21 protein-coding genes and 1 riboswitch are annotated in these 20,129 nt (G+C 45.3%); of the genes, 10 read left to right on the top strand and 11 right to left on the bottom strand.

The window, feature by feature from the left end; all coding sequences use genetic code 11:
* Positions 1-17: 17 nt before the first annotated feature.
* From argF to argR, 3 genes are all read right to left on the bottom strand, one after another.
* Complete coding sequence (gene argF / locus M1D90_RS01005) at positions 18-1,025, bottom strand: ornithine carbamoyltransferase (protein WP_020453465.1); 1,008 nt, start codon at positions 1,023-1,025, stop codon at positions 18-20.
* A gap of 29 nt (positions 1,026-1,054) precedes the next feature.
* Positions 1,055-2,290 carry an arginine deiminase gene (gene arcA / locus M1D90_RS01010; RefSeq protein ID WP_023856930.1) on the bottom strand — a complete coding sequence of 412 codons (1,236 nt, stop codon included), beginning with the start codon at positions 2,288-2,290 and terminating at the stop codon, positions 1,055-1,057.
* A gap of 265 nt (positions 2,291-2,555) precedes the next feature.
* Positions 2,556-2,996 carry an arginine repressor gene (gene argR, locus M1D90_RS01015; protein ID WP_020453463.1) on the bottom strand — a complete coding sequence of 147 codons (441 nt, stop codon included), beginning with the start codon at positions 2,994-2,996 and terminating at the stop codon, positions 2,556-2,558.
* A gap of 169 nt (positions 2,997-3,165) precedes the next feature.
* Positions 3,166-3,272: riboswitch (guanidine-I (ykkC/yxkD leader) on the top strand.
* A gap of 86 nt (positions 3,273-3,358) precedes the next feature.
* Between argR and M1D90_RS01020 the strand changes: the two genes are divergently transcribed.
* From M1D90_RS01020 to M1D90_RS01045, 6 genes are all read left to right on the top strand, one after another.
* Positions 3,359-4,195 (top strand): YitT family protein, encoded by an 837-nt coding sequence (locus M1D90_RS01020; RefSeq protein WP_020453462.1) that lies wholly within the window; start codon positions 3,359-3,361, stop codon positions 4,193-4,195.
* 204 nt (positions 4,196-4,399) lie between these two features.
* On the top strand, positions 4,400-4,957 hold the full coding sequence (locus M1D90_RS01025; RefSeq protein ID WP_145625380.1) for a YfjD family protein: 558 nt from the start codon (positions 4,400-4,402) through the stop codon (positions 4,955-4,957).
* Positions 4,958-5,229: 272 nt separating this feature from the next.
* On the top strand, positions 5,230-7,149 hold the full coding sequence (locus tag M1D90_RS01030) for an LTA synthase family protein (protein WP_020453460.1): 1,920 nt from the start codon (positions 5,230-5,232) through the stop codon (positions 7,147-7,149).
* Between the two features lie 130 nt (positions 7,150-7,279).
* On the top strand, positions 7,280-7,927 hold the full coding sequence (locus tag M1D90_RS01035) for a hypothetical protein (RefSeq protein ID WP_020453459.1): 648 nt from the start codon (positions 7,280-7,282) through the stop codon (positions 7,925-7,927).
* A gap of 144 nt (positions 7,928-8,071) precedes the next feature.
* Positions 8,072-8,341 carry an excalibur calcium-binding domain-containing protein gene (locus tag M1D90_RS01040; RefSeq protein ID WP_020453458.1) on the top strand — a complete coding sequence of 90 codons (270 nt, stop codon included), beginning with the start codon at positions 8,072-8,074 and terminating at the stop codon, positions 8,339-8,341.
* Between the two features lie 142 nt (positions 8,342-8,483).
* Entirely contained in the window at positions 8,484-9,344 is an 861-nt protein-coding gene (locus M1D90_RS01045) for a glycerophosphodiester phosphodiesterase (protein WP_145625378.1), read from the top strand.
* Positions 9,345-9,594: 250 nt separating this feature from the next.
* On the opposite strand, the gene M1D90_RS01050 is transcribed toward M1D90_RS01045, so the two are convergent.
* The gene (locus tag M1D90_RS01050) at positions 9,595-10,947 is read right to left on the bottom strand and encodes a 2-hydroxycarboxylate transporter family protein (protein WP_020453456.1); all 1,353 of its coding nucleotides are present in this window, start codon (positions 10,945-10,947) and stop codon (positions 9,595-9,597) included.
* A 549-nt stretch (positions 10,948-11,496) separates the two neighbouring features.
* Between M1D90_RS01050 and M1D90_RS01055 the strand changes: the two genes are divergently transcribed.
* The 3 genes from M1D90_RS01055 to M1D90_RS01065 all read left to right on the top strand — a co-directional run bounded on the left by M1D90_RS01055 (position 11,497) and on the right by M1D90_RS01065 (position 12,842).
* On the top strand, positions 11,497-11,670 hold the full coding sequence (locus M1D90_RS01055; protein WP_261379673.1) for a hypothetical protein: 174 nt from the start codon (positions 11,497-11,499) through the stop codon (positions 11,668-11,670).
* A gap of 19 nt (positions 11,671-11,689) precedes the next feature.
* Positions 11,690-11,941, top strand: coding sequence for a hypothetical protein (locus M1D90_RS01060; RefSeq protein WP_456283080.1), 252 nt, complete (start codon positions 11,690-11,692; stop codon positions 11,939-11,941).
* Positions 11,942-12,035: 94 nt separating this feature from the next.
* Complete coding sequence (locus M1D90_RS01065; protein WP_173636669.1) at positions 12,036-12,842, top strand: polysaccharide deacetylase family protein; 807 nt, start codon at positions 12,036-12,038, stop codon at positions 12,840-12,842.
* Between the two features lie 32 nt (positions 12,843-12,874).
* Here M1D90_RS01065 and M1D90_RS01070 read toward each other — a convergent pair whose 3' ends face one another.
* The 7 genes from M1D90_RS01070 to M1D90_RS01100 form a co-directional block, all read right to left on the bottom strand.
* Complete coding sequence (locus M1D90_RS01070; protein ID WP_020453451.1) at positions 12,875-13,126, bottom strand: hypothetical protein; 252 nt, start codon at positions 13,124-13,126, stop codon at positions 12,875-12,877.
* 311 nt (positions 13,127-13,437) lie between these two features.
* On the bottom strand, positions 13,438-13,632 hold the full coding sequence (locus M1D90_RS01075) for a hypothetical protein (protein ID WP_020453450.1): 195 nt from the start codon (positions 13,630-13,632) through the stop codon (positions 13,438-13,440).
* Positions 13,633-13,743: 111 nt separating this feature from the next.
* The gene (locus M1D90_RS01080) at positions 13,744-14,097 is read right to left on the bottom strand and encodes a YxeA family protein (protein WP_023856937.1); all 354 of its coding nucleotides are present in this window, start codon (positions 14,095-14,097) and stop codon (positions 13,744-13,746) included.
* Between the two features lie 6 nt (positions 14,098-14,103).
* Entirely contained in the window at positions 14,104-15,972 is a 1,869-nt protein-coding gene (locus M1D90_RS01085; protein ID WP_456283081.1) for an FtsX-like permease family protein, read from the bottom strand.
* A complete protein-coding gene (locus M1D90_RS01090) occupies positions 15,947-16,720 on the bottom strand; it encodes an ABC transporter ATP-binding protein (protein ID WP_020453447.1) in 774 nt (257 codons plus the stop codon). The genes M1D90_RS01085 and M1D90_RS01090 overlap by 26 nt, the downstream gene beginning before the upstream one ends.
* Before the next feature lie 406 nt (positions 16,721-17,126).
* Positions 17,127-18,107, bottom strand: a complete 981-nt coding sequence (locus M1D90_RS01095) for an ATP-binding protein (protein ID WP_456283082.1) — start codon at positions 18,105-18,107, stop codon at positions 17,127-17,129.
* The gene (locus M1D90_RS01100; RefSeq protein ID WP_020453445.1) at positions 18,104-18,793 is read right to left on the bottom strand and encodes a response regulator transcription factor; all 690 of its coding nucleotides are present in this window, start codon (positions 18,791-18,793) and stop codon (positions 18,104-18,106) included. The genes M1D90_RS01095 and M1D90_RS01100 overlap by 4 nt, the downstream gene beginning before the upstream one ends.
* Positions 18,794-18,998: 205 nt before the next feature.
* Here M1D90_RS01100 and M1D90_RS01105 point away from each other — a divergent pair, with 205 nt between their 5' ends.
* The gene (locus M1D90_RS01105) at positions 18,999-20,045 is read left to right on the top strand and encodes a lactonase family protein (protein ID WP_095291340.1); all 1,047 of its coding nucleotides are present in this window, start codon (positions 18,999-19,001) and stop codon (positions 20,043-20,045) included.
* Positions 20,046-20,129 lie beyond the last annotated feature (84 nt).

Below are 20,129 nucleotides of genomic sequence, written 5' to 3' on the forward strand. Positions count from 1 at the left end.
ATGAGCCCCTTTTCCTGTCAGTCAAGATCGCCGAGTGTCGCTGCCATGACAGCTTTAATTGTGTGCATGCGGTTTTCAGCTTCATCGAACACTTTAGAGTGTTTGCTGCGGAACACTTCGTCCGTCACTTCCATTTCTTTAAGGCCGTGCTGATCGTAAACGTTTTGTCCGTAAGTTGTATGAAGGTCGTGGAAGGCAGGCAGACAGTGCAGGAAGATGACGTTATCGTTACCTGTTTTCTTGACGAGATCCATATTCACTTGATAAGGCTTGAGCAGTTTGATCCTTTCAGCGAACTTGTCTTCTTCTCCCATGGATACCCAGACGTCCGTATACAGAACGTCGGCTCCGGACACAGCTTCATCTGTATCGCTTGTGACGGTGATTTTTCCGCCGGATTCTTCGGCGAACGCTTCCGCCATTTTAACGATGTCTTGATCAGGGAACAGCTCTTGAGGCGAGCAGATTCTCACGTCCATGCCGACTTTGGCGCCGCCGATGAGCAGGCTGTTTGCGACGTTGTTACGGCCGTCGCCGATATAGGTGAGTTTGATCCCTTTTACGCGTCCTGTATGTTCTTTCACTGTCATAAAGTCCGCAAGCATCTGCGTCGGATGCCATAAATCGGTCAGCCCGTTCCATACCGGCACACCGGAGTGCTCTGCCAGGGAAATCACTTTTTCATGTTCAAATCCGCGGAATTCAATTCCGTCGAACATGCGGCCGAGAACTTTGGCTGTGTCTTCGATCGATTCTTTTTTGCCGAGCTGAATGTCGTCTTTGCCCAAATATTCGGGATGCGCACCGAGGTCGATACAGGCTGTCGTGAAAGCGCAGCGCGTTCTTGTAGAAGGCTTTTCAAACAGCAAAGCGATGTTTTTACCTTCCAAATAGCGATGCTTGATGCCTTGCGCTTTTTTTTCTTTTAATTTTTGGGCGAGATCGAGCAAATAGAGGATTTCTTCTTCGGAAAAATCTTTTTCAGCTAAGTAGCTTCTGCCTTTTAAATCAATCGTTTGGTTCATGGATCTCTCTCCTTTTTCTTTAGGTTTGGCTATTTCACATCTTCGCGATAGAGCGGCATGCTCATGCAGCGCGGGCCGCCGCGTCCTCTTGAAAGCTCCCCGCTCGGGATTTCGATAACTTTAATGCCCTGTTCTCTCAAACATTCGTTAGAAATGTAATTCCGGTCATAGGTGACGACGACACCAGGAGCGATCGCGAGTGTATTGGAACCGTCATTCCACTGCTCCCTGGCTGAAGCGATTTCGTCTCCGCCGCCGCAGAAGATCAAGTTGACATCTGAAAGGCCGAGCGTTCTTTTTAGCACTTCCGGCAGATTGTGTTCTTCAGTCGTACGAATGTCGTCTGCCGTTTCCCCTCTCTCAAGAACGAAGATCCGCATGTCTCCTTCAGGCCCCTGGATGGCGGGATGGATCGTGAATTGATCTCGGTCAACCATCGTGAAGACGGTATCTAAATGCATAAAGGCTCTGCTCTTCGGTATTTCGACGGCCAGTACGCGGCGAATCCGGCTCTGCCGCTGAAATAAGTTCCGGACAAGACGCTCGATCGCCTGAGCCGTTGTCCGTTCTGATACCCCGATCGCTACGGTATCTTCATTTAAGACAAGCTCATCTCCGCCTTCGATATTGAATTTGAAATCACGGTCAAGCCAAACCGGAATCTCATGCCCTTTAAAACGCGGGTGGTGATTGATAATGTAGCGCATAAACAGCGACTCTCTCCTGCGAGCAGGCTCTTTCATTTTGTTGATGGTCAGTCCGCTGCCGATGGCGGCCGCCGGATCTCTTGTGAAGTAAAGGTTTGGCATCGGATCGAGATAAAATGGATAATGGTCTTCCATCAGCTCATGAAGATGCGATTTTTTTTCGCGTTCCAGCTCATTTTTTCGAATGCCGCTCATCACATGTTCGACCATCGAATCGGCGTCAAAGGTGAGCAAGAACTCTTTCAGTCTGTCGTAAGCGCCGTTGATATCTGCTTTGCTTTCCGTTAACAGCTCATCGATAAACCGCTCGCGGATGAAAGCGTCATCCAGGGCTTCAGCCGTCAGCTTTTCTAAATAAAGAACTTCAACTCCCTGTTTCTTTAACGTTTCTGCAAATTGGTCATGCTCTTTTTGCACCGCTGGCAAAAAGGGAATATCGTCAAAGAGAAGCCTTTCCAGATATTCGGGTGTGAGGTTTTCCAGTTCCCGACCGGGCCGCTTCAGCATGACGGTTTTCAAAGGGCCGATTTCAGAGTAAACGTGTATCGGTGTTGTCATGATCATCCCGCCTCCTAAGCTCTTTTTGTTACATGTACAGCTTAAAACAGGAAGGAAAAGCGCGATGTGAAAGCGATAACAACGAAAACGTGATATATTTCACATGTTTTTTGATGAAGCAAAAACAAAAATGAATAATTATGATAAATCGAAAATGAGTCCTTGCAGGAGCAGAGAATAGAACGTATAAAACGTGTATATTTTTAAAGGGGATTTTTTGAAAAAATTTTTTTTGAGGGAAAAAAAGCTGATCCGGATGGCCGGATCAGCATAAGTGATCACAAAATGATTGGGCTGCCTCAGGCGATTGGGAAATCACAAGGCATGTATCGTTCCCGCATATACAGCCCAGCATTTCCGGGCTTCCCAGCTTATCAAGAAGGACGCCGATGGCATGGGCGTTGCCGGGCATTGTTTTAATAATGATCAAGTTGTCCGTCCGATGCACATGCAGGACAACGTCGGAGATTTTATCTTTTAATATTTTGGAAGGGTTGATGGATAAGGAAGCATTTGTCGTGTAGACAAGCTTTCCGTTTTCACCGGGCTGTTTCACAAGATACATTTCTTTAATATCGCGGGAAATGGTAGACTGCGAAACGGCGATGCCCCGTTTTTCCAGCAGGGATGCCAGCTGTTCCTGATTTTCTACCGGATGTTCGAGAATGGTTTGCTTGATGAGCCATTGCCGTTTTTGTTTGTTCATAAGAGCGCCTCCCAGGCAAAACACGTATATCTATTATTATAGGACGGTTTTATCGTCGGCAGATGGAAGCTATTTTACAAAAAAACAAATCTTTCAGTCTGTTAAAGGGGTTGATAGACCCCAAAATTTCACTTATAATGCTTGAAGATGACAAATTGATAACAGAGAAAAGGTGGTTTTCTAGGGTTCCGCAGTGGGTTCCGCGCTGGTCTGGTCCGAGAGAAAACACATAGCGAAGATATCGTTATGACACGGTGGGATAAAAGCCCAGGAGTTTTTGCTCTTAATCAAAGAGCTTCTCTCCGGGGCTTTTTTACTTTTTACAGGAAATCGACTACGAATAAGGAAGGGGATGCAGTTTTATGAAAAAGAAAGCAATGGATATGATCCTGATTGTTATAGGCGCATTTTTCTTTGCGTTAGCCGTGAATCTGTTCGCCATCCCGAATGACTTGGGAGAAGGCGGCGTCACGGGGATCACGCTGATTTTATACTACGTTTTTGAATGGTCTCCGGGCATCACAAACTTTGTGCTGAACGGCATTCTTCTGATTATCGGCTATCGCTTTTTGGATAAAAAAACGACGATTTATACCATCATTGCGGTGGCGGCCAATTCATTTTTTCTGCATGTTACTGAAGATTGGACGGTACCGGCTGATGAAGTGATCATCAGCACGATCTTTGCCGGGGTATTTGCCGGCGTCGGCATCGGCATGATCATCCGTGTCGGCGGAACCACTGCCGGGTCTGCGATTCTCGCGAGAATCGCCAATAAATATTTCGACTGGAACATCAGCTATGCCTTGCTGATGATCGATTTAGTTGTCGTGTTCAGTTCCTACTTTATCATTGGTGCTGAAAAGCTGATGTTTACGATTGTCATGCTGTACATCGCCACAAAGGTCATGGATTTCATTATCGAAGGGCTCAACACGAAAAAAGCGATCACGATCATTTCTGAGCATAAAAACGAGATCGCCGCGCAGGTCAATACCTTGATGGACCGCGGCGTCACGATATTAACGGGACGCGGACACTATACGGGCGATTCCAAAGAAATTCTATACATTGTCATTAATAAACAAGAGCTGTCCATGCTCAAGAAAATTATAAGAAGCACAGATAAAAAAGCATTTGTCATCATCCACGATGTCAGGGATGTATTCGGCGAGGGATTTGTTGATATTTCAAAATAGGGGAAGGCTGCCGGCAGATGGCCGGGAGCCTTTTTGTATTCATCGGGTCGTGATTAGGGACAGATCGTCTGCTGGTTGGACGAATACGTGATCATTCACACTGCAAGTTTTATGCAGAAACCGGTTTCTGTGGTAAGGTAGATTGTGGCATGAATTTCATTAATATAGAAATCCGCTTGCTGAAGTAAAGGAGGTCTATTATTTTTGGAACAGGAAGAAAAAAAACCAATTGATGTGAAAAGCCGAATGTTCTTTAGAGTATGGGCTTTTGCGGGGACGGCAGGTTTCGGATTGGTCGGATTGTGGCTCTTTTATGAAGCAATAAAACTCGAATCGAAATATTCATTGCTTTACCTGGGAGTCGGACTTTTCGGGATCATCTATGGTTTGATTACTTTTCTAATGATATTTCCGGCATTCACGAAAAAAGGAAACATCATCTTCAGCATGATCGAGGGAGAAGGCGGGCGGCTGTTCTCAGGGAAGAAATCTGTATTGTTCAAGGACATTAAAAGCATTAAAATGGCGCAGCACCGCTTCAGCCCGAAAGGCATTTTCTTTATGGATATACTGATAGAGACGCGCGGGAACGGCATGGTGCGGATTCCGACGTACAACATTCTTCCTGAACCGGCATTTTATCAAGCGGTCGAGCTATACATTCTGCCCTATATGACGGAGGAAGCGCGTGCGGACTGGATCGGCCGGTTCACAGAAGCGCAAAGAAAAGCTTATTTAAATGAATTTCATAAAGATATTTAATCGTCCGGGAAAGAGCAATTTTCGAGATGAATGAAAATAACTGAAACCTTTGGGGAAATTCATTCGTCTTAATTAGAGGCCGTAGTCTTAAATGCGGAATTTTTTTACGCAGACGTGGACTGTTTGAGTGAGGGAAGCTGGGGGATTTTCATCGTGGACGTGCTTGAATAACCGCCGAGACTTTTAGTAGAATGATATATTATCGTTTCCTCACGCTTCATTGACTGAAACAGAAAGCGGTCTGAAAAAAGTTTAAAAAGGTAGAGGTTATCATGAAAAAAATATTCTCTCATAAGCTAAGCTTTTTTGTGTTAGCTGTTGTTTTTGTATGGGCTAAAACCTATGCTTCCTACTTTTTAGAGTTTAATTTGGGTGTGAAAGGGTCTACGCAGCACATGCTGCTGTTTATCAACCCATTCAGCTTCACGATTGCTGCACTCGGTTTGGCTTTGTTTGCTAAAGGCCGTCGGTCGGCGATATGGATCATCATCATTGATGCTGTGATGACGTTTGCTTTATATGCAAATATCCTGTTTTACCGTTTCTTTGATGACTTTTTGACGTTTGCAAACTTAAAACAAGCCGGAAACCTCGGCAACATGTCGGATGGCGTTTTTGACATCATGGCATTTCATGACGTTATCTATTTCGTCGATTTGATCATTCTGATTGCATTATGTGTGAAGCTGCCTGAACTGAAGGCGTCACAACTGAAAAAAAGATGGGCTGCAACTGTCGTTATCGGCGGAGTGGCGCTGTTTTTCATCAACCTTGCAGTTGCTGAGACAGACCGTCCGGAGCTTTTGACAAGAACATTTGACCGAAATTATATCGTCAAGTATTTGGGGCCTTACAATTACATGATCTATGATGGTGTTCAGGCTGCCCAAAACGCGAGCCAAAAGGCATATGCGAGCAGCGACGACCTGACGAGCGTCATCAACTATACAAATTCGCATTATGCAAAACCGAATGACGAGTATTTCGGCGCAGCAAAAGGCAAGAACATCATCAAGATTCATTTGGAAAGCTTCCAGACGTTTTTGATCGATTATAAGCTGAACGGAAAAGAAGTCACGCCGTTCTTGAACAAGCTGGCGCACGGCCAGAATGACATGATGTATTTCGATAACTTTTTCCATCAGACCGGTCAAGGTAAAACCGCGGATGCCGAATTGATGATGGACAACAGCCTTTACGGACTGCCTGAAGGCAGCGCGTTTGTAACAAAAGGGCAAAATACGTACCAGTCCCTGCCGGCGATTCTGAACCAAAAAGAAGGCTACACAAGCGCCGTGCTCCACGGGGATTACAAGTCATTCTGGAACCGCGACCAGGTGTATAAACAAATTGGCTATGACAAATTCTTCGATGCCAGCACATATGACATGTCAGAGGAGAATCTCGTCAACCTTGGCTTGAAAGACAAGCCGTTCTTTGAAGAATCAATTCCGAAGCTGAAATCGCTGAAACAGCCGTTCTATGCGCATTTAATCTCGCTGACAAACCACTATCCGTTCATTTTGGATGAAAAGGATGCCACCCTTGAAAAGGGAACGACGGGAGACAAAACGGTAGACGGGTATTTCCAGACGGCGCGTTATCTTGACGAAGCGCTTGAAGATTTCTTTAAAGAGCTGAAAAAATCGGGATTATATGATGATTCCGTCATCGTCATCTATGGCGACCACAACGGAATCTCAGAGAACCACAACCGTGCGATGAAAGAAGTATTAGGAAAAGAGATTACACCGTATCAAAACGCGATGAATCAGCGCGTACCGCTTATGATCCGCGTTCCGGGCAAAAAAGGCGGAGTCAATCATACGTATGGCGGTGAAATGGATGTCATGCCGACACTTCTTCACCTGCAAGGTATTGACAGCAAAAAATACATCAACTTTGGTACAGACCTCTTTTCTAAAGACCACGACGAAACCGTGGCTTTCAGAAATGGAAACTATGTAACGCCGAAGTACACGATGATTGATACGACCGTATACGATACAAAGACAGGAAAAGAGATCAAAGGCAACCAGGAAACGGAAAACCTCAAATCACAGGTGTCCGAACAGCTGGATCTGTCCGACCAAGTACTCTATAAAGATCTGTTAAGGTTCCACGAAATTTCAGACTTCAAACCTGTTGATCCATCAACGTATCATTACGGAAAAGAAAAAACCGGCGAGTAAAAACGAAAAGCCGCCTGACTGCTTTATGAAGCGTCAGGCGGTTTTTTTGTGAGGCTGTTCCGCCGTTGTTCTAAGAAGCCGGCCCGGCACATAGATTGATAGGAAAGAGGACAGAACAAGGATAGAGGATGTGAGAACGTTGACCAAATCTCAGTATTTTTTTAAATTGCATCCTTTAATGGTGCCGGCCGGCTGGACAGTGAAAGAAAATCATTTATATCAAAAGCCGATTCGCGATCCCCGCCGTACGCTCTTCACCTTGGAGAATGAAACCTCCGGTAAAATGGTACAAGTTGAATATGCTGGAGAACTGAAGTACGTTATCAGGATGCTAAATGCTGATCAAACGCTGGTCAGTGAAGATTCAGATACGCCGTATGAACAGCTGGTCGAACGGTTGGAAGATAGGATTCGCGCCTCTGGCGGCGCCCGCAATTTGCTGAGGCTTAGAATCCCGGCCGGCTGGACGGTTGTGCATCACTCATTGACCGATACAAACCCCGATGAATTGGCGCCTGACAGCAAGGCCTGGCGATCAGATTTCAAACGGGATCTTTTGAAGCTGCGGCATGAGGAAGAATGCCTCCTCCTCGATATAGAGTGGTATCCCGAGTGCAGTCCGGCCGGCCATTATGCGCTGAAATTGATTAAGAACGGGAACTGGAACAGTCCTTTGGAAGACATGCTGTGCATCCATCCGAAGGAATTGGCCTATGAGATTCACGCTGTTTTGAAAAAGACTTGTGAACATCAATATGTTGATGAAGCCGGCGCATAACGCGGCCGGTTTTTTGTGTGAAAAGTCCTTTGTGCAATACATACTTTTTATTCAATAAAATGTCATATTTTTCTTGAGTGAATAAGAAAAATATTTTATCATGGTAAAAGATACATAAGAAATAGACGAAAGGGGTTAAACGGGATGAAAAAAATAGCAGCGGGTCTTTTGTCTGCCGGTCTTATCATCGGTTTTTCCTGGGGTGCCGGCGATGTGGCAGAAGCAAAAACGAAGGTAAAAACGTACAAAAACTGCAAAGCTTTAAACAAAGACTATAAAGGCGGCGTCGCACGTTCGAAGTCGGTTAAAAACAAAGGCGGAAAAACGAAGTACAAGCCGTATGTTTCAAAAGCGCTTTATGACGCCAATAAAAAGCTGGACCGCGATAAAGACAAAATTGCCTGTGAGCGCTGATATATCCAAAAAAAGATCTCTTGCTGAGGGGGTCTTTTTTTGTTTATCAGGAAATTTATGAAAATTAAAGACTGCTGAAACATAATCTTAACAGTGCGAACCTATACTTTGGCAAGAGAAGAGCAAAAGGGGAGTGGATGATGTGTCAGCTTTATTAAAGAAATTGATGTTATCTTCATTGATCGGGGTTTCTATCGGGTCAGCACTGTTTGTACCGGATGCGGGAGCGCAAGAGCCGGCGGCGAAGCCTAAAAAAGTGGCTGTCATTGCGCACAGAGGTGCTTCGGGATATGCGCCGGAAAACACGATGGCTGCCTTTGAAAAGGCGCATCAGATGAAAGCGGATTATATCGAGCTGGATGTTCAAATGTCCAAGGACGGGGAGCTTGTCGTCATTCATGATACAACTGTAAACCGTACGACAGACATCGGCTCAGTGCTGCCGGTCGCCGTAAAGGACTTGACGCTTGCCGAGCTGCGCAAGCTTGATGCTGGCAGCTACTTCGGGCCGCAGTTCGCCGGAGAACGCATTCCGACATTTGAAGAAGTGCTTGACCGGTATAAAGGGAAGATCGGAATGCTGATCGAATTGAAAGAACCTGCACGCTATCCGGGAATCGAAGAAAAAGTATCAGCGGCACTGAAAGAGCGGAGAATGGATAAGCCTAAAAACGGAAAAATCATTGTACAATCGTTTGATTTCAACTCTGTATACAAAATTCATCAGCTGCTCCCATCAATGCCGACAGGTGTCTTAACGTCAAAAACAGCGGACTTAACAGATGCAAAGCTCAAGGCATTTTCCGGCTATGCCAAATATGTGAACGCCAACTTAAAAAATGTTGCCGCTGATCCTACACTTGTGCCGAGAATCCATGCGTTCGGCATGAAAATTACGCCATGGACCGTCCGCTCCCGCGATGAAGTGCCTCCGCTTTTAAAGGCCGGCGTGGACGGGATTGTGACAGACTTTCCCGACTATGTTCCGAAAAAAGTACGATAGATACTAAACAGAAAGCCTGCAGTTTGCTCTGCAGGCTTCAGCGTGTCGACAAACCCTCGCATTCGTTGTCAGGCCTGCGCGTCGGTGCTCACGAATTCCAACATTCGCTCCGCTCCGATGCTCGGCCTTCCTAGACTGCAAAGGTTTTCAATCACGCTGAAAAGATGACAAAATCCCAAAACAAAAAGCCGTTTTGGGATTTTGTCAACAATCTGAAGCCTGCAGTTTGCTCTGCAGGCTTTTTCATTCATCAATAAAACTGGGCTAACAGCAGCAATGTCAGTGTAACGGTTATCGCTCCGCCGATTCTTGTGGATACCTGAGCAAACGGCATGAGCTCGAGGCGCTCGGCGGCGCTGAGAATGGCGATGTCCCCCGTTCCGCCCTGACCTGAATGGCAGGCATTGATAATCGCGGTTTCGATCGGGTACATGTTCAGCCACTTTCCTGTAAAAAAGCCGACGGCTATCATCGTGATCACGACAGATACGATCGTAATAATATTGGCAATATTAAAAGCAGCGATCAGCTTGTCCCACGGTGTCATGGAGACGCCAATGGCAAAAAGCAGCGGATATGTCACAGCAGTTGAAAAGAAACGTGACACGCCGTAGGCGCCGTTTTCCAAATTCGCCGGAGCCAAACGAAACAGTTTCACGGCAACAGCCAAGAGAAGCATCATGACGGGTGCTGGAAATCCGAACAAGTCATGTGAAAGCATACCGACCAAATATAATGAGACGGCAAGAATGCCTCCCGATGCAAAGTGGGAAAGGTTAAAAACGCTTTCTTTGTCTTTGTCGCGGCTTTCAAGCGGCAGTGCGTCCCCACTTTCGAAACGGTCGACTTTTCCGTTGCCTGTCCATTCAGGCTTTTTCTTCCCCATTACATTTAAAACCCCGGACAAAATGACAGCGCTTAAGCTTCCGAACATAATGGAAGGAATGACAAGTGCAAAAGCTTCCCCTTGTGACATGTGCATGATTTCCGAATAGCCGATGGACAGCGGAATGGCTCCCTCGCCAACCCCTCCGGCCATGATCGGAATCACAATGTACAGCAGCGTATGCTGAAATCCGAGGCCGAGCATTGTACCAACTGTCAGACCGACTGCCGCTGCGGCAATTGTCCCTGCGATCAGCGGAATGAAAATTTTAATGAACGCCCTGACCAGCGTTTCTCTTTTCATCCCTAAAATGCTTCCCACTACAATGGCTGAAATAAACAAATAAAGAAAGTTTGAGTTTTCTGTAAATTCAGTTGTTGATTTGATAATGTCATCGGGAATGAGATGGTAATAGACGATAGCTGAAGGAATAAATGTCGCAAGTATAGCGGCACCGCCGACAGAACGAAGAAGCGGCAGCGACTTTCCGATTTGGGCGAAGGTGAATCCGAAAAAGCCCGTAACCGCAATAGCAGTTAAAATGTCGCTTTTCAGATCGTGCATATAGACAAACGTCACAATCAAAGCGAAGAGCAGCAAGTATACGGGCAGCGGAATGATGCCGATTTTAACATTCATTGCTCTTGCAAAAAAATTTTCATCCGGTTCTTTCGTTGTTTGAATCGGTATATGTTGTACCTTTGGTTTTGCTTCCATTTTCTTTCCCCCATCCTTTTTGTTATCCCTTTGCTCTGAGTTATTTAACTAAATTAAGTATACTAAAAAAATCAAAATTCAGACAACCGTGCAGGAAGACCTAGCTGTTTTCACATGATGATCTAGAGCGGGTCCATTTGGTTAAAGACGTGTCTGGACACTGTTTAATGGCCTTGTGCAGGCTTTTTTTGATGCGGTAATTCCCGAATCTCCTTTTACTGGAATCAAAATCGACACAAAAAAGCTGTCAATCCGTCAAAAATAAATCAAACATTTAGGAGCAGAGACCTTTTTTCCTGTGTGAACCGTTGATACATTCAGCTCCCGTCTCCGAAGAGACAGAGGACGTCTGCGACAAAAGATTCAATCTTGAGGTGGCATATATGTGAAGGGTTATTACGTTTAGCAGAAATAAAGATATATTTTTTTATCATTCTTAAAGAAAATGAAGTCAAATGGTGGTAATATATTCGAGTGCAAAAGAATGAAGTAAAGGAATATTTTAGAGAAACTCTGTAAAAGGTTTTTTATCAGCACATAAGCGCCGCAATGATTGCCCTCATTCTCATCGGTTTGCCGGCAGATGAATTTCAAGAAAAGCTTGGCCGCTACAGCCAGTCCGCTTCACCCATCATTCAAAAAGCGATGTTTTTATTTATGAAAGAAGGTTATTTCGAAAAAAGTTTATCAGGAAAAGCACAAAACATTAATATCGGCCATTAAAACGCATTTCGGAAATGACATGGAAATCATCGGCGAAAAAGCGGGGCTCCATATTTTGATGAAGACAGACCGACATGCACAAGACTTCATACATAAAGCGGAAAAACTCGGTGTGAAAGTTTATCCGGTATCAGATTTCTGGCTTGAGCCACATAAAAGCAGCTCTTCCATCGTCATGGCGGGATTTGGGGGGCTTTCTGAAGCGGAAATTGAAGAAGGGATCAGCATACTGCGTAAAGCTTGGCTTTCATCATCAAAGCAGGAACGGTGAAAAATGCTCGTTCCGAAACCGATATTAAAAAGGATTCAATAGATAGAAAGCGGGAATACTTGTGAAAAAAACGAAACTGCTCATTTTGCTGCTTATGTTGATGGGAATGCTGTACGGGTGTTCCAGTCATGAAGCAAAAGGAGAGGAAAAAACAGAACCAAATACGGCTCAAAAAGCGGCAAAACAATCAAAACAGCAGGCGGAGCATGATCCATCCTCCAAGTGGATCAAAGTGAAAGGCCCCGCCCGCATTCCGATTCTCATGTATCACAGCATTTCCACAGGAAACAGCCTGCGCGTACCGGAGGCGGAGTTCCGCGGACATATGAAATGGCTGAAGGATAACGGCTATTACACACTGACACCTGAAGAAGCCTATATTGTCTTAACGCAAGACAAAATGCCGAGTGAAAAATGCGTGCTGATTACGTTTGATGATGGTTATACAGATAACTTTGAAAAAGCGTACCCGATTTTGAAAGATTATGAGATGAAGGCGACAATTTTCATGATCGGTAAATCGGTCGGCAGAAAAAATCATTTAACCGAAAGCCAAATGAAAGAAATGGCCGAACACGGTATTGCCATCGAAAGCCATACGATCAATCATGTCGAATTGAACGGACTTGCTCCAGAGCAGCAGCTGAGTGAAATGACTCGTTCCAAAACATTGTTTGACGGCATGCTTCAGCAGAACACAACCATGCTGAGTTATCCAGTTGGACGCTATAATGCCGAAACGCTCAAACAGGCTGAGAAGGCGGGGTATCAAATGGCGGTGACGACAGAGCCGGGGGCGGCTGCTAGGGATCAGGGGATGTATGCGCTGCACAGGGTCCGCATCTCGCCGGGAATGTCGCCGGACGCCTTTGGAAGAATGGTGGAACACAGCATACAATAGGAAAGACGGCATTTATCATGATGCCGCTTTCTTTATTTTTTTTCATTTTGGTCCGTCGGGCTCATGACAAGCCGCAGATTTGGACGCATACCTTCAGAGGTTCGGCGGTTTACCGGCTGCCCGGGTGCGGTTTCGATGACCCTCAAAAATCCGGTCGGCGCAGCTGCCTGGCGGATCAATATTCTGCTTTTCGGTGCCGCTTTTGTATAAGATCTTTTGTTGCTCTTGTCAAAAAAGAATGAATACAAAATAAACAGAGCCAATAAAACCAGTAAAAAAATCATCTGGAAAAAACCCTCCTTATTGTGAATGTCTTCTTTTAATATCGAACAAGTAGGTGCAAAGTTTTATATATTTTGTAACAGAATCGATTAATTGTGACTTTTAAATCGTTTGAAGAGCGGGAATCTGCTGTCTTTACATCATTCCCAATCGGAAGTCTGGTTAAACAACTGGATTGATGATGGCGTATTTGGAGTTAGATGGTGAATGAATGATGAAGTGAGATGGCTGGAACATACCCGGCTGACTGCAGCAAGAACTGCATACAGCCTAAGGGTCCGAGCAGAAGATAGGGAAAGGCAGCCCGCGGGTCTTAACAGCCGCCGCCATCACCGCCGCCGCCACAATCTCCGCCGCCACCGAAATCACTTCCGCTGTCGCCGGATGAATCAGGACCCCCGACAAAGAAAGTTGAAGAGCTGCTGCCGCTGTTGTTTCCGTCGGACGGCGCCATGGCGGCGTAGAGGAAGAATCCCACCAGGATAAAACCGATCATTCCAACAATCATATGAAAACCTCCTAACCAATATGACTTCTGTTTTACTACGAACAACGGGCCAAAAAGTTTCGGAAATCTGTAAAATTATAGTAACACAAAAAACGGCTAGACGCCGTTTTTTTACTGCCTGATCAATTTGGTCCGAACTGCACTCGGCATATCGCCGGGCTGTACTTCTTCCCATGTCTCAACGTATTTTCCCTTCGCGTGTACCTTTAGGTAGGCGTTTTTTCGAAGGGAGGCGCTGGAGGAGAATGTAATTTCTTTTTCCTTCCCAGTGTCATTATATCCTTCCAGCGTGTACTCATAGCGGCCCGGACTCAAGTGCTTTCCGTCTTTGTTGATTTGGACATACACGCTTTCTTTCTTCACAAGTGGATTGAACCTGTCTGTCACCTCATGATGAATTAATAGAAATGCACCAATGCATACAACAGCCAAACCGGCTGTAATCAGAGAAATTGTTTTTTTCATGTTTTATCACCTTAAAAATCCTTTTAATTTTTTCAAATAGCTTTTTCGAATGATCATAAAGAATAATAGTTGGAAGGTCAGAAATCCGCCTATCGTCATCAACACCGGAGCTGCAAAATGACCAAGAATCTGCGCCTCGAGCGTCTTCATCGCAAAATACGTATGAACTGCTGCAAGAGCGAACGGAAAGAAGAACAGGATGGCCAATTGAATCGTCACGCTCTGCGACATTTCCTTTTCGCTCAGGCCGATTTTTGCAAGCGACCGATAGCGCTGCTGATCTTCTTCAAGATCGGTAAACAGGCGGAAGTAGAGAAAACTTCCGGATGCCGTAAAAAAGAGAACCGCAATAAAAAGGCCGATAAACAGACTCAGGCTTGGAAGCTGAACAGTTTCAAAATAAGTACTGGCCTTTGCGTCAAATTGAAATCGGATATTGGGAGCTTTTTCTCTAAGATCTTTTTCCAGTGATTGGATCATATCAAGGCTCTCTTTCCAGCGGTTGTAGTTATAGCCATACAATGTGACGAATTCGCCTTGTTTTTTCAGCTTTTCGAAGGTTTTGCCGTTTACGACAACGACGCTGTTTAACAAAATGAGCGGTTTTTTAATACCTTTCACTTTTAGATGTTCATTTGCCGGCTTCGAATCTTTGTTTAACATGTTCAAGGTCTTGGGAATTTCCGGCTTTTCTTTCGCCTCGATGGCGTTCGGATAATACATCGCCTCGCCGTCTTTCAGTTCGCCGGAATCTGACTTAAAGTGCTTTTGGAATTCGCCTTCAGAGGTCAGGAGCACCCAGGGTCCCTGGCTATAGCTCATATAAATTCCTTTTGTCACTTCCTTTTCATATGAAAAATGTCCGTCCTTCAACTTTTGTTCGATCAGCTTAACGTGTGTCTGTTCCTTTTGGTTCCCGCTGTATAATAAGTACTCTATCTCATATCGAGAATCCAATTTCCCGATAGAAGTCTTGGAAATCACCAATGTGCCAGTGGCGGTAAAGGCGACGGCTGAAATGATGCAAACGAGAAAGAACAGACGGGCATTATCGTTCAGCCGATAGACAAGATCGGATACCCAAAGCACGTTTTTTCCGCGCAAATAAAATGACTTCCGTTTTTTTAAGAGCCGCAACAGCCAAATGCTGCTTTGGCGAAAGAAGAAATAAGTCCCGATGATCGTCAGAATTAAGATCGTGACGGCTTGGGGAAAATGGATGTCGGCGAACAATACGAGCCAGTAGCCTGAGCCGAGGCAGCCGATGCCGATGACCGAAAAGATAACAGACGGTTTTGGCTCAGGTTTTATTTTCCCTGTGCCTTTGATCAGCTTGGTAACGGTTTTTGATTTAATAAACAAAACCGTAAATTGCGACAGCAAAATAAACAGCATGAGAAAGCAGGCGGCTGTGAGAGCCAGCGCTTTCCAAGGCAGATACAATGGCAAAGCGTCCATTTCCAGAATATAAGCGCCGATCGTAAAAAATGTTTTTGCAAAAACCAGACCGCCGATGATCCCTGTAACGATCGAGAGCACGCCGATGATGATGTTTTCTGCGGTAATCAGCTTCCTCAATTGACCCGGAGCGATTCCCTGGATGGTGAGGATCCCGAATTCCCTGCTTCTCGACTTGAGAAAGGCGTTGACGGAATAAAGCACAAACAGAATGGAAAAGGCGAAAATCATCCATTCAGCCACCGATAATCCCCGCTTTGCAATGGTGTTTAAGTAGCCTTTCTCTAAAGCGGGGTGGAACAAAAGCATCGCAAATGTGAAAAAAACCATCACTGAAAACGCGCTGCTTAAAAAGAAGGCAAGATAGGCTCTTTTATTCCGGACGACGTTTTTATAAGCGAACTGAAGAAAGGTCATTGGCGTTTCCTCCCAGCATGGACAGCACATTCAGTATCTCTTCATAAAATATTTGGCGGTTGGCGCCGCGGTGGATTTCGTTGAATAATGTTCCGTCTTTAATAAAAATGACGCGCCGGCAATAACTTGCGGCAACGGGGTCATGCGTGACCATCAATATCGTGGCATTGTCGTTTTCATTAAGATGCTGCATCGTTTCCATTACGTCTTTTGACGCCTTCGAATCGAGGTTTCCTGTCGGTTCGTCGGCGAGGATGAGAGCGGGCTGATGAATGACGGCTCTTGCGATGGCCGCCCGCTGCTTTTGTCCGCCGGATACTTCAAACGTCCGTTTATTCAGAAGTTGTTCGATGCCGAGTTTTTCAGCAATCGCCTGAAGTTTATCTTCCATGACGGAAAGCGGTTTATTTTCAAGCGTTAAGGGCAGCATGATATTTTCACCGATCGTCAGCGTATCCAGCAAATTAAAATCCTGGAATACGAATCCGAGCTGTCTGCGGCGAAAGTGGGCAAGCTTGGCCCTCTTCAGATGATGCGGATTTTCTCCACGAATCAAAATGTCGCCGGAATCGGGGCGGTCAATCGTCGAAATGATATTGAGAAGCGTCGTTTTTCCGGAGCCGGACGGCCCCATGATCGCCGTGAACTCACTGCCCTCGACATTGAATGAAATATCTTTTAAAGCCTGATGAGAGACTTGTCCTTTATATGTTTTATTGATGTTTTTAACGATCAGCATGTCTGTCATGATATCCTCCTTTTGCGGTGCTTTTTAGGGGTGCCCGCTTCCAATATGTTGCGATTCTTCACATCCACTCCAGTACCCATCCGGAATGCTGAATGGCCGGTGTGCAGAAGCAAAGTATGGCGGGCCTCGTTTTTTGTTCAGCGCGTCGATAATGACGAACAAAAAGGAAAAGATCATGTAGAAGCGCTGAACAAGTGACGTTTATTTGGGCGATCAGATGGCTGAGGGTCCGCCTGCCCTGAAGTCGATCATAAAAATGATTCCGCATAAAGCGTATCATCGATTGTGTCGATTCTTTTCATAAACTTGGATTCCAAATAAAAAATCCTCCTTGCCACGTTTGTTTGTGTAAACAAATCATATCAAGGAGGATATGGATGAGCTATGCGGTTTTATTAAAGAAGACTTACATTTTTGTAAGGAACGAAAATTGCACAGTCGTTCCTTTCCCTTCTTCTGAAGCGATGCTCACATCATGATTGAGCTTTTCCGCAATCTCTTTTACAAGGTAGAGGCCGATGCCCGTTGATTCCTGAAAGCGTCGTCCGTTGTCCCCGGTGTAATAAGGCTCAAATACCCTTTTCAAATCTTGTGAAGGAATTCCGACTCCGTAATCTTTGATTTCCAGGATGATGCGTTCGCCATTACGGAATATCGTCATATCGATGCGTTCGCTTTTTCCTGACGAATACTTCACAGCGTTGGTGATAACCTGGCCAACGGCAAACTTGAGCCATTTGCGATCGGAGTAAATAACGGCGTCTTCAGCGGGAACCTGTTTATTTGGATAGACCCGATGCTGTATAAAATAGCGTTTATAGCGCTGAATCTGAGAATGAAGCAGCTCGCCAAGTGACACGGCTTCAATTTTAAAATCCTTTTCAAACAGGTCAAGCCTTGATGAATAGAGGAGTGTTTCCAGTCCGTATTCAATCTGCTGGACTTCTTTTTTGATTTGTTTAAAAACGGGTTCGTCCTCTTCCTGGATGATCAGATTGATGACGGAAAGCGGTGTTTTCACCTGATGCACCCATTGATTCATGTAGGTTACCCTGTCTTCCAGCTTGGACTCCATCTCATGTATTTTGCGGTGGTGGAGCCGGCTCAGCTCCATATGTTTTTCATAGAGCTCTGAGCAAAATTCAGCCGTCCCCAAAAAAGGAATTTCTGTATCTTTTTGTTCTGAGCCGAGCCACTGGTAGACTCTGTGTTCTTCATACCATTTGTACGAAAGATAAAGCGCCAGCGCCAGAAGCTGAACGCCGAGAATGTAAAAAAGGTGGGTGAAAGTCTGCATGCCGGCAAACCAATAGTAAAAAAACACGAATCCGCCCTGAAAAAGAAACAGAAGAATGAGAACGGCATGGTTTTTTAGGAACAGCTTCATGATTTCGCCCTCAGCTGATACCCTTCGCCCCGCACGGATTCAACTGAGAAGGGCACGTCCATGCTTCGCAATTTTTTGCGAATCCTTGTAATATAGACATTTAACGTGTTTTCATCTATAAATGTATCGGTTTCCCATGTCTTCTCCATCAACCGGTCTCTGCTTGTCACTTTTTCTCCTCTTTCAAGCAGCACTTCCAAGAGTTTGCTTTCCTTTTTTGAAAGCTCGAGCTTCTCATCCCGGCAGCGCAGCTCAAATCGTTCGACAAACAGCTGAACGCCTTCAAATTCAATCACTTTTTCTCCTTGCTTAACGGCGTATTCTCCAAATGCCCTGCGAATTTGGCCTTTAATTTTAGCGAGCACCACTTCATAGGAAAAAGGCTTTTCTATATAATCATCGCCGCCGTTTTCAATCGCCATGACCTGATCCATTTCTCCGCTTCTCGCTGAAATGAAAATGATCGGACAAGTCGAATGCTGGCGGATTTGCCGGCACCAGTAGTACCCGTCGTATGCCGGCAGATTGATGTCAAGCAATATCAGATCGGGCTTCTCTTGGAGAAACATTTCAAGGATAGAGGTGAAATCAGTAGCTGCAACAGTTTCGTATCCGTATTTTTCTAAATGATCGCATAAAAGCTTCCGAATGTCTTCGCTGTCCTCGACAATCATGATTTTCGTCATTTTGAACACTCCTATGAACAAGTCTCCGCTGCCGAAAATGAGCGATTCCATTATAAAAGCGGCAGTGAAGGTCTCTTAAGTTAAGAATATCATAAAAAATTTTTTTTCATGTGAGCGCTTAAGGTTTTTGCATACCAGATCATGATAATTCAGTTTCTGTGAGTTAAAATAGGAATGGACGACTGTCAAAAAAGGAGAGGATCAAATGGCAAAATACAGAGGCTATATCGGAACATATACAAAAGCAGACAGCGAAGGGATTTATACATTTGAGCTTGATACGGAAAAAAAGGCGTTAAGCACGCCAAAGCCGGCAGCAAAGCTGGGCAGTCCGACATATTTGAATATCGCCAAAGACAATGAAATGCTCTATGCAGTGGTCAAAGACGGCGATAATGGCGGGGTTGCCGCATACCGTGTTGACGGCTCCACAGGAGAGCTGACTTTCGTCAACCAGCAGGCCGGGGAAGGACCATCGCCTTGCCACGTCAGCGTCGATCAGAATAACCGCTATGTTCTGTCCGCCAATTACCACAACGGGACGATCATGGTATACCCTTTAAATGAAAGCCGCGGCTTGCTTGAGCCTTCAGCAAAAGTGCAGCATGAGGGAACAGGACCGCATGAGAGGCAGGAAAAAGCGCATACTCATTATTCCGGATTCACACCTGATGAGAAGTATGCAGTAGCCGTCGATCTCGGTACGGATCATATCATTACGTATCAATTGAAAGAGGACCGGCTTGAAGCGGTGAAAAAACACGCAACTGCACCGGGGTCAGGGCCGAGGCATATTGAGTTCCATCCGCAGGAAAAGTATGCGTATGTATTAACGGAGCTGAGCAATGAAGTCATCGTGTTGGAATACAATCCTGATTTGGGTGAATTCAGGGAGATTCAAGTCATTTCGGCATTGCCGGAAGGGTTTGACGGTGCAAGCCAGGGCGGCGCCATCCATGTCACTAAAGACGGCAAATTTGTATACGCTTCAAACCGCGGACACGACAGCATCGCCGTCTTCAGCATCAACGAGTATTCGGGCGAACTTTCCCTGGTTGAACACGTATCAACTGAAGGGGAATGGCCGCGCGACTTTGAGATTGATCCTTCAGAACAATTTTTAATCGCTTCCAACCAGGAAACAGGGACATTGACATTGTTTGAAAGAGACCGGACAACGGGCCGGCTGACGCATTTGCAGTCCGGAGTTCCTGCTCCTGAAGCGGTTTGTGTGAAATTTTTACATCAATAAAAGCAAAAAAACTTGACTGGCTAAAAAGGCCAGTCAAGTTTTTTTCTTTTTATAACACTTGCAGCATGCGGTTAACCGCTGTCA

This window comes from Bacillus sp. JZ34, assembly GCF_053903205.1.